12 protein-coding genes are annotated in these 13,908 nt (G+C 36.0%); 7 read left to right on the top strand and 5 right to left on the bottom strand.

Annotated features, from left to right (window positions below; genetic code table 11):
- Positions 1–47 precede the first annotated feature (47 nt).
- Positions 48–752 (top strand): CPBP family intramembrane glutamic endopeptidase, encoded by a 705-nt coding sequence (locus tag AXG56_RS14290; RefSeq protein WP_062515133.1) that lies wholly within the window; start codon positions 48–50, stop codon positions 750–752.
- Positions 753–775: 23 nt separating this feature from the next.
- On the opposite strand, the gene yeiL is transcribed toward AXG56_RS14290, so the two are convergent.
- Complete coding sequence (gene yeiL, locus AXG56_RS14295; protein WP_062515135.1) at positions 776–1,447, bottom strand: transcriptional regulator YeiL; 672 nt, start codon at positions 1,445–1,447, stop codon at positions 776–778.
- Positions 1,448–1,531: 84 nt separating this feature from the next.
- On the opposite strand from yeiL, the gene AXG56_RS14300 reads away from it, so the two are divergent.
- On the top strand, positions 1,532–2,704 hold the full coding sequence (locus AXG56_RS14300; protein WP_062515137.1) for an MFS transporter: 1,173 nt from the start codon (positions 1,532–1,534) through the stop codon (positions 2,702–2,704).
- 582 nt (positions 2,705–3,286) lie between these two features.
- Here the strand turns inward: AXG56_RS14300 and AXG56_RS14305 are convergent.
- Together AXG56_RS14305 and AXG56_RS14310 are read right to left on the bottom strand one after the other, a co-directional pair.
- Entirely contained in the window at positions 3,287–3,637 is a 351-nt protein-coding gene (locus AXG56_RS14305) for a hypothetical protein (protein ID WP_062515139.1), read from the bottom strand.
- 331 nt (positions 3,638–3,968) lie between these two features.
- Positions 3,969–5,147, bottom strand: a complete 1,179-nt coding sequence (locus AXG56_RS14310) for a CHAT domain-containing protein (RefSeq protein WP_235601509.1) — start codon at positions 5,145–5,147, stop codon at positions 3,969–3,971.
- A gap of 585 nt (positions 5,148–5,732) precedes the next feature.
- On the opposite strand from AXG56_RS14310, the gene AXG56_RS14315 reads away from it, so the two are divergent.
- Positions 5,733–6,806, top strand: coding sequence for a hypothetical protein (locus AXG56_RS14315; protein WP_062515141.1), 1,074 nt, complete (start codon positions 5,733–5,735; stop codon positions 6,804–6,806).
- A 156-nt stretch (positions 6,807–6,962) separates the two neighbouring features.
- Here the strand turns inward: AXG56_RS14315 and AXG56_RS14320 are convergent, their stop codons facing one another.
- On the bottom strand, positions 6,963–7,484 hold the full coding sequence (locus tag AXG56_RS14320) for a hypothetical protein (RefSeq protein ID WP_062515143.1): 522 nt from the start codon (positions 7,482–7,484) through the stop codon (positions 6,963–6,965).
- A 1,030-nt stretch (positions 7,485–8,514) separates the two neighbouring features.
- Between AXG56_RS14320 and AXG56_RS14330 the strand changes: the two genes are divergently transcribed.
- Positions 8,515–9,018 (top strand): hypothetical protein, encoded by a 504-nt coding sequence (locus tag AXG56_RS14330; RefSeq protein ID WP_062515147.1) that lies wholly within the window; start codon positions 8,515–8,517, stop codon positions 9,016–9,018.
- Between the two features lie 37 nt (positions 9,019–9,055).
- Here the strand turns inward: AXG56_RS14330 and AXG56_RS14335 are convergent, their stop codons facing one another.
- The gene (locus AXG56_RS14335; protein WP_062515150.1) at positions 9,056–10,078 is read right to left on the bottom strand and encodes a hypothetical protein; all 1,023 of its coding nucleotides are present in this window, start codon (positions 10,076–10,078) and stop codon (positions 9,056–9,058) included.
- An 838-nt stretch (positions 10,079–10,916) separates the two neighbouring features.
- Between AXG56_RS14335 and AXG56_RS14340 the strand changes: the two genes are divergently transcribed.
- From AXG56_RS14340 to AXG56_RS14345, 3 genes are all read left to right on the top strand, one after another.
- On the top strand, positions 10,917–11,612 hold the full coding sequence (locus tag AXG56_RS14340) for a hypothetical protein (protein ID WP_062515152.1): 696 nt from the start codon (positions 10,917–10,919) through the stop codon (positions 11,610–11,612).
- Between the two features lie 617 nt (positions 11,613–12,229).
- A complete protein-coding gene (locus AXG56_RS19545) occupies positions 12,230–12,391 on the top strand; it encodes a hypothetical protein (protein WP_161484929.1) in 162 nt (53 codons plus the stop codon).
- 7 nt (positions 12,392–12,398) lie between these two features.
- Positions 12,399–13,880, top strand: coding sequence for a recombinase family protein (locus tag AXG56_RS14345; RefSeq protein WP_062515154.1), 1,482 nt, complete (start codon positions 12,399–12,401; stop codon positions 13,878–13,880).
- The last annotated feature ends 28 nt before the right edge of the window (positions 13,881–13,908 follow it).

The following is a 13,908-nucleotide window of genomic DNA, read 5'->3' on the forward strand; positions in this document are numbered from 1 at the left end:
CATCTACTATGGTTGAATTATTCAATCTGTAGAAAGTGGGTAGTCGAATGAACACTCAAGACACGAGCTGGAAAGAAAGAGATCCATGGGGCGGGAAGGAATTATTATTTTTATTAGGAATCGAGTTTTTTGTGGGGATCATATTCATCAAATTCGTTCTTCATCCTATCTATTCAGACTTTCTGAAGGATGATTTATATGCAGGGACGCTAGTGGGTCTTACATTAGCCGTCACGTTAATTTCGGGGGTCTATTTCATTGCTCTTCGACCTAAGAATCTCTCTTGGAGCGCAGTAGGAGTGAAACCATTCCGTAAAAAGGATTGGAAGTTGATTTTCATCTATTCCATAACATTACTCGTCGGTGCTGTCATCATCGTCGTACTCACCAGTTTCATAGGGAACACGTGGGAAAATAATAAGACCGAGGCGCTCCAGCGGGACGTTACGTTTCTTACCGTCCTCCTTGCCTTCGTCTCTGCTGCCATCATCTCACCGATTTATGAAGAAATCTTTTACCGCGGTTTTTTATACAGGTGGTTCCGCACCCGTTATGGGTTATGGAGTGCCGTCCTGCTAAGTTCGTTCGTCTTCACCATCGTCCATATCCCGACTTACAATGTCATGCCCGTGAATTTCATCAGTGGGATCATTTTCGCCTTGGCCTATGAACGTACCAACTCCATTTGGCCTGCCGTCCTTATTCACGGCCTCACGAATGGAACGATGGTTTTATTGACGAGTTTGGGATAGGCGGGGTTACCGCCCGTCTTCCTTCATCTATTCTTGATCGCTTCTGCCAGCTCATCCAACGCATGCTTGTTCAGAATCTGATAGTTTCTCCCTTCTTTTTGAAGGTACCCTTTTTCGCAAAACTGTGCCAAAACATGCAGGAGATGGCGGTAGGAAACGCCTAAATAGTCACAAACGATCACGTGCTTTTCTTTATATATCCCTTTGTCTGCCGTCTGTAGAATGAAGTCCGCCAGCCTGTTTTCCAAAGGAAAAGCCAGGCTTTGTGAATATTTAGCTGCCATGGACGTCGCTTTGACACTCAGGAACTTCGTCAATTCCCGAAGAAACTTCGCGTCTTCCATTAACTTCGTACGATACTGCAGAAACGGCAGGGCAAAACAAATCGTTTTTGTGGAGGCCTGGATCCCTTTTGTATAGTACACGTCATTCAACAGCTCCATCTCGCCGATATAATCGTGCGCATTAATGAAATTGATCAGCGAAACTTTCCCGTTTTGATGCGTTACATAGATCTTCGCTTTTCCTTCTGTCATATAAAATAAAAAGTCCGGCCGCCTGTCTTCCCTGATAATCCATTCATCCCGCTGATACTCCCTCACTTCAAGAAACTCTTCCATCGGAAAAGAAAACCGATCGGCAATGGAATGCTGCTCTATATACATTCGCTTCTTTTCACCTTTGTAAATTTCCACTTTGCGCCTCCAAAATATGAGATATCTCCTATTATTCGTATCTACTCCCATGATACCATGCGATTATCAATAAGGAGGATGCGTATGAACACACAGCGTTGGATGAGCACACATTTTTTCAGCTTCTTTCTGACATGGGGGATTTTCCTACCCTATTGGGCAGGCTGGATGATCCAGACGAAAGGAATCAGCGTTTCAGGAGCCAGCTTGATCATGAGTATCGGCTTAGTGGTGAGGGGGCTTTCCACATTATTCGCTTTCCCGTATATATTAGAACGAGTGAGCAATAAAACACTGTTGAACATTGCCGCAATCGGGACACTGCTGGGAATCCTTTGTTACATACCAGCTGACTCATTCCCAAGCTTACTCATAGTAACCGTCTTTCTGCATATTTTTTATCCGACGTTAATGCCGGCCCTGGACAGCGTAGCCGGTGTCCTTGTCCAAAGCAAGGCATTGAAACACTACGGAAAAAGCCGCCAATGGGGATCGATCGGGTTCGTCTCTGTAGGAATCCTGTTAACTGTATTTACAGGAATGTTCGGCGATGACGTGATTTTCTGGGCTCTCTTGCTTGGCATCAGCTGCTTTACAGCTCTCAGCTTCACACGTGCTCCGGACATTTTAATCCGGAAGCCTCAAGCCGACCAGGCGAAAAGAGTGAACATCTTAGACCTGTTCCGCACCAAACATTTCTTAGTCGTACTGATTATTGTCGTCCTGCTTCAAGCCGCCCATGCTACCTATTACAACTACGGCTATATCTTCTTACAAGAGATTGATGCCCCCATTTATTTAATTGGAGTCATCATCAACATTGCCGTCCTGGCCGAAATCATTTTCTTTTCCATTGCAGATAAGCGTTTCAACCGCTTTTCGCCCGGAACCTTATTGGCATTGGCCGCTGCTGGATCTTCCCTGCGGTGGGTACTCGTATTCGCCTTTCCGAACGTCCTAGTCTTTTGTTTCGCACAGACTCTGCATGCCTTTTCCTTTGCCATGGGGCACTACGCCTTTATGAAGTACTTAACAGCAAACATCCCACACACCCATATTCCGAAAGCTCAAGGGATCTACTCCGCTTTTGCGCTCAGCTGGAGCACCGCTGTATTCACCGTTTTCGGCGGATTCTTATATGAAATAGAGCCGAGGTTCGCTTTCATTGGAATGCTTGCATGCAGCCTGCCTGCTATGTTGGTTGCGCTTATGTATCGCAAATTGGAAGGGGAAAAGAAGGTTTTATTGTCTGCTTAGATGATTTGGTTTGATGAAAAAATTTAATTAGCTAAGCTATCTAATTCAAGAGATAGCTCGTCCACCATTTCTTTTCTACTAACGCCGGATAGCAACTATTGATTCTCTTCAGCAGATTTTCATAATCACTTGATGGTTATGTTCGTTTACAATCTAATATCTACTGCTATAATAGATATGTGGAGATTATATAATCTTGAATTGTTAATGCATTTTCATCATTTACTCGCCTCAAACTATTATTAAGATTAGCAACAATTTTATTTAGTGGGAAGTGAATCAATGAAAACCGTGTTTAACAAAGTCAAACGTACCATTTGTATTAAGTACACTCCTTAAAGGACGGCAAACCTCTAAGGAAAAAGGTTTATTATGAGAATGTATAGATTTCATCTGCACATTCCAACAAATAAAAGGAGAATGCGTCCCATAACGCATTCTCCTTTTTCTACTTATGCCCTATAATATAGCTACTTTACAGCATTCCTCTAACCCTTCAAACAACATGAATCTTTCATTTTTGAGTGGCAAAGCTCAAAAAATCAAAGCATATTTTGCTATACTTATTGACATGACACTACATTACATATTTCTTTCTGGTTGTATTACTTCTTTCTCAATCGTTGATTCCAGCGGTACTGGTATTTCAGTTCCCGGAGATAAATTAATAGGCAACAGCGAAGGATCGTTATTCTTAATTGCAAAAGCTAAAATGGCCATGCCAAAAAGCCAAACTAGCAAAGTTAGTGCAATTGTTCTAAATCCAATTGCTATACCCTGAAAATCACGGACAACTTGTGAATAAGTGTTTACTTCCGAGGCCTTCTGCTCTTTACGCACTCCCACTCCATCTGAACTAGTTGATAAATTTGTACCCTCTTGCTGGGTGTTTAGATTTATTTGTGTAAGATTATTGATTTCTTGAATCTGCATTTTTCACTTCCTCCTCATTATTCATAAGAGAAGGGAAATGGAAACTTGATTCATTCATGATAATTTTACCATTTCTAATTACTTAAGTGAATACCTTAAAAAGGGAATTCTTAGTTTTCTGTTAACGGATCTTATTATCCACATTTATAATGATTGCCTCTATCTATTGCCTTCTTACATATTCGGTTCGATGTTCTAATATTAATTCAATAAAAATCACTTATGGTACGGTTCACCGTGGTTATTTAAGAGGCAAAAACAAGACGGGAGAAGCATAACTCCCGTCTAATCATTTCTTCAACTTAACCAGAAATACACTATATAATTAAAATCAAGGTTTCACTATAATTAATTCGTCGGGATTAAGTCCATCTTTCACATACAATTCTGGTGTATCCTCTTCTGGAATACCTTCAAGCATTAGAGCAGCTTTTCCTTGTTCGAATGCCTTTTTTAGTGAGAATCCAAATCCTATGGCAGAATAAAACTGAGCAGCAAAAACCTTTGCAGCTTCATCACCTATTGTTGTCGTCATTCCAATGGCTGCGTCCACACGCTGTACCATCGCTTGTGCTTGTCCAAAAGAAAAGCATGTATTAAAAAACACCAATTTAATTTCATCAGATGTACTCATCATTGTTTGGACTATTGCTTCTTTGGAGACAAGTTTAGCATTCCCTTGGTTATCTTGAAAGACGATTTCATCATCTTCAGATCCATGACCACTAAAGTGAATAATTGTAGGATTTTCCTCATTAATTGCTTGTATTACATCCAAAGCTCTAGTAGCCCAACGAGTTTCGAACGATACCGAATCCCTATGATTTGATTTTCTGATCATCTCTTGAATGGCCCTAGCCTCTACATCCAATCTTAATTGTGGTGCATCTAATGGATTAGAAGCCATAAATAAGACAGTAATTTCCTCTGGTAGGTTTTGCAATTCATTCAATACCCTACTTGTCTCTTGATGCATTTCACCATGCTTATCCAGCGTTCCACTAACCTCTTTCATAAGCCTTTCGTTTTCAGATAACCTCTTCTTTTCGGCAGCTTCTCTTTTCTTTTGCTCTCGTTCAATTTCACTACTCAGCTTTTTTTCTTTAGAAATTATATCTCCTTCAACTTGTGCTATCTTTTTATCAAATCCTGCAATCTTTTTATCAAAATCAGCTAATCTTTTCTCTTCCCTTTCAATTTCTTTATATTTAGAATTCATCGTGGCAGTTGACTTTGTTCTACCGATGGTTGCTTTTGCGGATAAAATCTTTTTCTTATGTGAAGGTACTTTTCCTACAATTGTGGCTTTAGAATTCCTCAGTTGCCTCAACTCTTCCTTTTTTCTCTTAATTGTCCTTCTATATGTTTCTATATGCGACAAATCGCCCAACCTCCCTAATTTAATTTTTATCACTAATATTATACTGAATATTACGAAAATAACAATTTGCTTTTTATCAATAAAAAACAGTTCCTTTTTTGCACGCATCATATCACCAATATCTTCCAACCCTTTTGACTTTTATGCCACTGAAAAGAATATATTCATCTACCAGTTTAATTTTGACGGTAAAATTCCCACCAAGAAACTTAAATCACATTTAAAACGTAAAAAATTATCACAGAAGACTGAAAGGGTAAATACAGAGATTTACCGGTGTGGCGACCAATACACTGAACACTTATTTGCGTTAAGAGTTATTATCTCGAAACTGTTCTATTAAACTAACCCGTGTTATTTTAATAACCTAAGTGTATTGTAGGTTTCCATAATTGGAGTTAACTTTTCTTTTATTGTCATATTGTTCATTGTGACTTCATTTCTTTTATGGTGAGTATGTGAGTACTCTCTAACATTTAAAACCAAACACATAAGGAATCTAAATGCATATAAGAATGATTTGCTTTTGGATATATAGAGGTTTTTTAGATTAGTTGTCGAAATTCGTTTCTGAAGGAGTGATATTAACGGATAATCTAAAAGAGGGTTTCAGAAACGAACAATTGAATGCAGAAGAAGTAAAGTAATATTTAAATGTCCCTAAAGAAGAGCTCTTTTACGATATTTAAAAATTACAGAAAGGGGATCATAATATTGCCTAAAGGGATAATTATAGACAGGTATTTGTATCCGGAATTTTTAGATTTGAAGTTAAAAGATATTAACCTCATGAATATGGAGGGTAAGGAGTATGGAATAATTGTGGCAAACCACATAAATGCAGTTAATATCGTGGATTTTAACAATCAAATGATAATTAACGATGTAGATCGTATGGAGTTAAAGCACTCTATAGCAGGGGCTCTGAATCCTACAATGTTTATTAAACAAGGAGAAAACCATCATAAAATTGTAGATTACGACGAACGTAAGGATACTCAACGAATTTTTACTAATGAAGTCTATACCGATATATTTGTAGCTTATGAGGTCGATGATTTAGAAGAAGGCTTAAAAGAAGATAATAAAATTTCCACCAAAGCTCTCAATGAATTTTTACTACTTTATAGAAATATTTCCAGAATGCCAAGTATAAGAGCGATTGATAACATTACCGATAGGGACATTTTATTCTTTAGAAGTGACAGAGAGTATATTGAAGGAGAAGATAATAATAAATTTGTTGAGAATCTAGCAGGGAATATGCCTTATACTCAAGTACCTGTCTTTATTAAAATGTCACATAACTCATGGAGTCCCTCACAAACAAATGAAACAATTTCAGAAGTAATCAAGGAACGTTTAAGATTTGATCTCCTTATCTCAGACTATGAGGAATTGATTGGAAAAGCAGCTGAAGAACTTCATTACTTTAAGAATCCTAAATACGCATACCTTGACACATTTATAGCTATAGAAAGTTATGTGACTGAAAAAATAACAGAGTATAAAGAACACTTAGGGATTAACAGCAATAAAATTAAGCACTATAAAACTGAAATCACTTTTGCTTATAAAATGGATATAGAGCTTCCAATGATTTTAAAGAATAATTTAACCGAAAAGGAAATACAGTTAATTGGTGAAATTAAAGGTTTTGCTAAAAAAAGAAATTCAGTCGTTCATAGTAAAGAAAAAGTGGAATTTCATGAAGCTAACAACGCTTTAGAAAAGTCACTTATATTCTTTAAGCTGTTAGATGAAAAGTTTAAGGTGTTGTATGAATAACAACCAGTAATTCACCTTACTTAAAGTCAACATGCCATCTTCCTCTAATCAATGGGAATATAATCACTTTTACATTCTCAAGTTACCAACCTGAGAATGTAAAAGTCTAAGGTAGCTCTGTTGTAAGGCACGAGTATTTATCAGAATGTATATGAGTTACATCTCCATCTTGACTTCATAGCAAGCATTTAAAAAGTCTTGATTTATCTTTAATACATAGTAAGAATCTTCACTATCGATATAAAAATTTGTTTTATTTTGAAGAAATAGAGAGGATATGTGGAAGGAACCCTCTTCCTCTTTACTCTTAATTTTGACTTGAGCCATCCCCAGTCCATTTAGACCCTCTACGATATCCGTATGATTCATACAGAACAGATCAGAGACTTCATCTAGGATTACATACAATTTATTACCATGCGTATAATTTGGATTAAACAGAAAATCCCCTAGTAGCTTATTAAATAGTTCCTCTTCTTTCTTTGTTATAGAACTGCACATGACTGTTACATTTTCAATATTAAAGCCATGTTTGGGTGCTTCCAACTGAACATATCTTTCCACGCACTCCTCAAACATACCCCCACCCTTTTTTAAAGGCCGTAACGCTCTAGGTTCAATAGGTACTGCGTTTTTAAATAAGCTACCAAAAAAATCACCAAAAGAATTATTAGACAAAGTAGACACTCCTTAACAACCACTATCTTTTCGCAAAAGTCATTGACTATTGTCAAAATGTATAGTATGATTTAAATTTGCATATGTAAATTTACCACACTTTAGAGTGATTTAGTGGATGTAATTTTTTCCTCATCTGCCTTTGATTTGTTAGCTAAACTTTTATTTCAAAAGAAAGAGCGGAGCAGTTAAACGTCCGATCTTCTAATTTACGTATTTAATTCTTTGTTTCTAACAAGACTCCCATATCGTTCTTCACTTTAATCCTTAAAAGTAGAAATTAGAATGTACAGACCGTCATTCCCGCCATGATCCCACATTTTCACCCAAGGATAAGTGTTATTTGGCAGTATGAACAACCTCTCCTCCCCGTTCGCTATCGGTACATTACTACCTTTACACCCATGAGAAAAAGTAGCAGGATGAACGTTAACTGTTCTTCCAGTATCATTGTAGTACTTGAACTTCATTGCTATTGCTCCTTTCATAGAATAGTTTCTTGATTACTAGTTTAGAACAACACACTGATAACTGTTAGACCTTAACAGGCACTCTTTCTTCCTCTGGAATTGTCTATAGGCAATTCGTAAAGTACATCTTCCGTACTTTGCTGCAAGTTTTTCTAATGAAAAGTGTTCATGAATTACCATTTGGCAATAAATTCACCTCTATAACAGCTATTAAACTAATTGTAAGTAATCGGATGCATACTCCATTGAAAGTGCAGTTCTCTTTAAATTCAGTTCCCCCTCACTGTGAACTGGAGCTGCTCCTATAAAGTAACGAGTGAGCTTTTGAAACAGAGTTACCTTCACTTCTCATCTTCGAATCCCCCTAATCATCTATATAAGTCGCAATATTAATTATCTCTATCTCCTCATATCCCTTTTTCTATTCTTGTGTAATTTAATACAGTTATGCGTCAGAGAAGCTAAGTCACCTGTTCACTCATTAGTCTTTTTACCGTTGTTATAATATTTTAAATCCCATCTATAATACATTATCTTTACAATTAGGAAGGTGATGTGACATGAACAAAGACACATTTTTGACAATGACGCCGAAAGACCGAGTGAAAGAAGTGAACAGTCTACTACAAGAGTACGATTTAAAAGAAATCAGCAAGATTATTGGAGTTCCGTCTAGTTCTTTTAGCAAGATAATGCGTGAAGGTGATTATCTCTATCATCAAGGAGATAAACAGTATTATCCATTCGTTCGTTCTGAAGATTCAAGAGTTAGACATGAGATTTCAGAGGATAGTGATGAATTCTTATTTGTTAAAAGAAATAGAGAGGCACTTCAGAAATTGATTGATAGGTTTCACCAATCCGGAAATCTAGTCTTAGAAAAGAAAATCTATCAAAATGATGCTAAGTTCATCAACAAGAGTATTCGAATGAACAGTGAGATTTACAAAGATTTCACGAAATTCTGCGAAGAGCATTATCCATATATGAAAACACAAGATATAGTGGCCCAAGCTCTAATTGATGCAATGACCCACTATAAACCAGCTAAAGAGACAGGCTAAACCTGTCTCTTTTTTAAATCCTATATAGATTCACCTTTTACAAAGCTGATAGATGTTCTTCTATGTTAAAAGGGTTTTTAAGAGAGTTTGGAAAGTCCGTACGATTCTTTGGAATCAGTATAGGATTAATATTCAATAATTCCAAGTCGCTTAAATATTGCCTGTATGTGGCTTTAGAAACACTATTGGCTGGCTTATCTATATCTGACTTGGAAATTTCAACTAAAAATGCTCTCAATTTTGCTTTCTTGTATTTGGAAAATAAACTATCCTCTATTATTCTGTCCGCCTTGGCGATCTTATAATAGTCTCCTCTATGGACGATTGGATATACATGTTTGATCATGTACTCTTCCCACAGCCTTATTCGAAAATAGGCCCATAACTTCTTTGGCCTCCTCGTGCTTTTATCTTTACGTTTCATTGTATTTAGGTGCTCATTTTGCAGTCTCAGTTCATAGCGGACAATACCTTTCTCATAATCAAGGACATTCTCGTTTTTTGCGATACGTTCATCTTCCTTTGAATAGATAATGAGTTCTGTTGATTTGTTGCTGTGATACTGTGAGGTTTCATATTTTAACGGGTTATCATCCTTGTCACGTCCCCATTTAAATTTCTTTTTATAACGGTAGTTCAGTGTCTGCTTTTCAAAGATATGAAAGAGCAGTTCACGCTCTTTAACATCTGGTATGCAAACGTCATACTTGTAATCAATACGTGTAAGTATATGGTCATCATAAGCTGCACTGTCTATTTGATGCTCAAGCAAAAATTGCTGCAGACGATTCTCTATCTCCAAGTAATCATTCTCATCAATATCACTGCGAGAAAGCATTTTTACGGCGTCTACTTTAATACTGATTTGCCAAGAATCACTCGCTAATTGATTCACCCAGTTGATAGTTATGGGCGAGTACACCCCCTTAATACTTTTATTTATCCACTTTACTGCACTCTTTAAATGATCGAATCGCTGAAAATCCTGTCCGTACGCAGCATACAGGTTAACTAATTCTTGATTTGTAAGTGTAAGCATAATACTGAATGTATGTATCATAGTGAATCTCCTTAGCATAATTTTTTATCCCGAGCCCAACCTATTTATTAGACTCTTTACACATTGCAAAGCTACAATGCTCCTCATGCTATGCATTGATAGGAAAACTATTCACTATAAGATATTTAATCCTTCATAAAACCTTTATACCTATATCTTCCTGTTACAAAAAACTGCTTGATTATATTAATCAAGCAGCAGACAAACCCCCACGAGCAAATAGAGAAAATCTATCGATAAAAGCATATATCTTCCATCTTAATCACATTATTATCCCGAAATCCCTCCTGGGTTTTACGACCTCCCATATGGGTTAGAGCATGTCATTTAAGCTATAGCCTTTGAAATGCTCCACATTTTTTCACAACATAAAAATGTCGACACCCTTACCTAGAATTGTTGATAGATTCCCATTCAGTAGTAGTAGAGTGTAAACAATTCACTCAGATAATAATTTAAATTGTTTAACGAGTGTTGTTATTAACTGTAGAGAACTAAATTAACGCCAATTCAGCACAAAGATTATCCACTATTCAAATGTGTCCCTTACGCTGCATGATCAATGCTTATATAAATAAGGAATATTTCCATTCGGAAGTTATGCTGTGACTTTTTTATTGTATTGCTGATCATCTATTTCTTGTAATCAAAATATAATAAACCTGTAGAGCTTTTTTAAATGCTCTACAGGTTTATTAGGTGATTTTTGTACCTGGACTTTATTTTTATTTTGGATATCTTTAACATTATCAGTTTCTAGCATATTGTAATTCCTTGAAATTCATGAGACCATGCCTACTAAATTAAAATGATAAATGATAGTTGAAAGGAGAAAATTATGAATAACTTACCTAGAAGAAAATCGATTGTGCTGTTTTTTACTTTTACAATGTTACTTAGTCTTTTAAGCCCTTTATCAGCTTTCGCTGAAAGCAATAAGGATCTGACTGAAAAACCTGATTTAGTTGACCCACAAGAAGACAAGAATCAGCCTAGCGAAGCATTAAATATGAATAAAGAAACTAAAAATATTGCTGATGAATACGTAGTAATAGAAAATAAGAAATTTGTTATTGAAAATAAAAAGGAACTTGAAAATCAGATTGGTAAAGAGCAACTCAAGAAAGTTCAAGAACAAATTAATTTTACTAATAAACAACTTGAACAAACTGATCTCTCTAAAGCAGATGTTACACGTGATAAAACTATAAAAGTTAGCGCAGATATTAAATATACAGATCATGGGCTTCAAGTAACAGCTGCTAGCGTAGAAGGAAAAGATGATATAGAATTTCATTGGACTTATGCTGAAGTATGGATATCTAAATCCACAGCTGAAAGTACAATAAAAATAGGTTCTTCAGCATTAAGCACAGCAATTGGAGGTATTTCAGGCAAGCTAGCCGGAGCAATCGCTGGTTCTATTATAGGTGGTTCAATTCAAGAATTTCTTGCTGAAGGTATCGCTGAAGCTGTTTACTTCAAAATAGCATTATTACCACCTTTCCATACTTGGGACATACAACCGCAGTAAAAAAAATTGAGGTGACTAAAATGGACAATGGAATGAGAGTTACCCTATCAGTTATCTTATCTATAATATTAATGATTATCTTAATTAATTTGACTGATAACAGTACGATTACATCAATCGGAACTGCTATAATTATATTCTTTTCTGTATGGGTTTTTAACAGAAAAAGATGGAAAGAAAATAGCAAGAAATAAGAATGAGTATCAACCTCCCTTTAAGGGCTTTAACTTAGCCTAGAGGGAGGTTGACTCTTTTCAAACTTTTTCCCCTGTCGCTTCAGTCAGACATTTATCGTTGCCATAAGATCAAAGAGACTACTTAACACCCATTCCAAATAATCCAAAAGAAAACCGCCCTCAGAGTAGCCGAAAAGCTCTGAGGGCTTCTATGTGTTCAATGGCCTTACTATAGAGAAATATAGGATTTTTTAATCCTCATACAAAAGGTCATTCGTTAAATAAAGGATGAATAAAAAATTTTTATAGCTCGAACCAAATAACTTTGCTTTATCGAATGAACCTTCTATAAAATAAAATTAGAAGACACAAATAACCTCAGTTATATCTCCTGAAAATTAGTTAACTCCTCATTATTATCAAAACTGAAAGGAAGATTATATGAATACCAAGATACTTAACTATCAAGAAGAGCTAGAAAGACAATTACTCACAGAAGAAGAATTGGATAAGAATAGAGCAGATGCTTTTATCAGCTTTTTATCCGACATGTACCTGAAATATGAGCCTGAACTCGAAAAACTTTTAAAGGATAAGGAGTAGATTAACGATGCCAAAAGCAGTAGGCTATGTACGTGTAAGTACAGACAAACAATTAGAAAACACCTCAATTCAGAAACAAAAAGAAGAAATAGAGAAATATTGCCTCCAAAATCAACTAACCCTCGTTAACATCTTCAATGAAGGTGCCCATTCTGCTGGTCCGTTTACAGAAAGAAAGAAATTCATGGAAATGTATAGAGAACTCTTTGATCCGAAGCAAGGTATTGATTATCTAATTACCTTTAAATCAGATCGTATATCAAGGGAACAAACTGAGGCAGGGATTTTATTCAAAATGATCACTGACGCCAATAAGCACCTTATATGCATTGCTGATAACATTGATACTCGTGACCATAACTCAAAACTAGTCTTTCACTTAATGTCACTTGTGTCAGATCTAGAACGTGATTTCATAAAGTTTAGAACATCCACCGGACTGGAAAAAAACGCAAAAAACGGAAACTTTAACGGTGGAGCAGTTTACGGTTACGACGTTTCGAACAAAAAACTACAGTTAAATCCTAATGAAGCTAGAGTAGTAAAATACATATTTGAAAAGTATGCAAATGATAAGTGGGGGTACAGAAAAATTGCTTCAAATTTAAACGACCAGATGATTAGAACAAAGAACAAGAACCTTTGGAATGTCACTTCAGTTAAAACCATTTTAAACAATAAAATATATATAGGGTACGTAAAATGGAAAGGGACGTATCATAAAGGTAACCATACGGGGATTATAGATGATGAGCTATGGGAAAAAACGCAGAAAACTCTATGTATAAAAAGTTACATGCCTAAGAAGATTCACCCTGGTAATTACCCCCTATCCGGTCTGTTAAAATGTCCAGAATGCGGAGCCCCCATGGTCCAAGGTAATAGTGGAAAGAAGTATAAGTATTATCAATGCAGTCGAAATAAAGCCTCTGGAAAACGTGCGTGTTCTTCTAACCTTGTAAATAAGAATCATACTGAGGAATATGTATTCCACCATCTATATAACTCCTTGAAATCTATGAACCTATCATCCCCCATCTTAAACACCACATTAAACACTCTTTCAAGTGAAGTTGAACCTATTGAAGAGAAAATTAGTCATATAAAGAATGATCTAAGTCAATTTGAAGAAAAAAGAAGTAGCCTTATTGAATGGAGAACAGATGATGTACTTAGTGAAATGACTTTTAGAAATGAGATGAGCAAACTCAAAACGGAAGAAGAAAATCTAAAACAAAATCTAGAAATATTAAACATGCAGGTAAATCAACGAAAAAACGCTGATTTATGTAAGAATATTGCAGAAATATTCGCAGAGCCAGATTCGTTCTTTTCTGTTTTGTCGGAGAAAGATAAAAAGGAAGTGCTCCACTATATGCTTGATAGCATACAAATAAATACAGGTAAAAAACCAAAAGAAAGAACAGTTAGAGAAATTAACTTCAAATTCACTGTAGACCATATCTCCGAAATAAATAAGAGTGCTTAAGAGAGAGGATATTATCCTTTCTCTTTTT

The organism is Halobacillus sp. KGW1, from assembly GCF_001592845.1.
Classification (GTDB): Bacteria; Bacillota; Bacilli; order Bacillales; family Halobacillaceae; genus Halobacillus.

Coding starts and splice junctions, on each gene's coding strand:
- AXG56_RS14290 (WP_062515133.1), top strand. CDS start 48: ATGAACACTCAAGACACGAGCTGGAAAGAAAGAGATCCATGGGGCGGG.
- AXG56_RS14300 (WP_062515137.1), top strand. CDS start 1,532: ATGAACACACAGCGTTGGATGAGCACACATTTTTTCAGCTTCTTTCTG.
- AXG56_RS14305 (WP_062515139.1), bottom strand. CDS start 3,637: ATGCAGATTCAAGAAATCAATAATCTTACACAAATAAATCTAAACACC.
- AXG56_RS14330 (WP_062515147.1), top strand. CDS start 8,515: ATGAACAAAGACACATTTTTGACAATGACGCCGAAAGACCGAGTGAAA.
- AXG56_RS14335 (WP_062515150.1), bottom strand. CDS start 10,078: ATGATACATACATTCAGTATTATGCTTACACTTACAAATCAAGAATTA.
- AXG56_RS14340 (WP_062515152.1), top strand. CDS start 10,917: ATGAATAACTTACCTAGAAGAAAATCGATTGTGCTGTTTTTTACTTTT.
- AXG56_RS19545 (WP_161484929.1), top strand. CDS start 12,230: ATGAATACCAAGATACTTAACTATCAAGAAGAGCTAGAAAGACAATTA.
- AXG56_RS14345 (WP_062515154.1), top strand. CDS start 12,399: ATGCCAAAAGCAGTAGGCTATGTACGTGTAAGTACAGACAAACAATTA.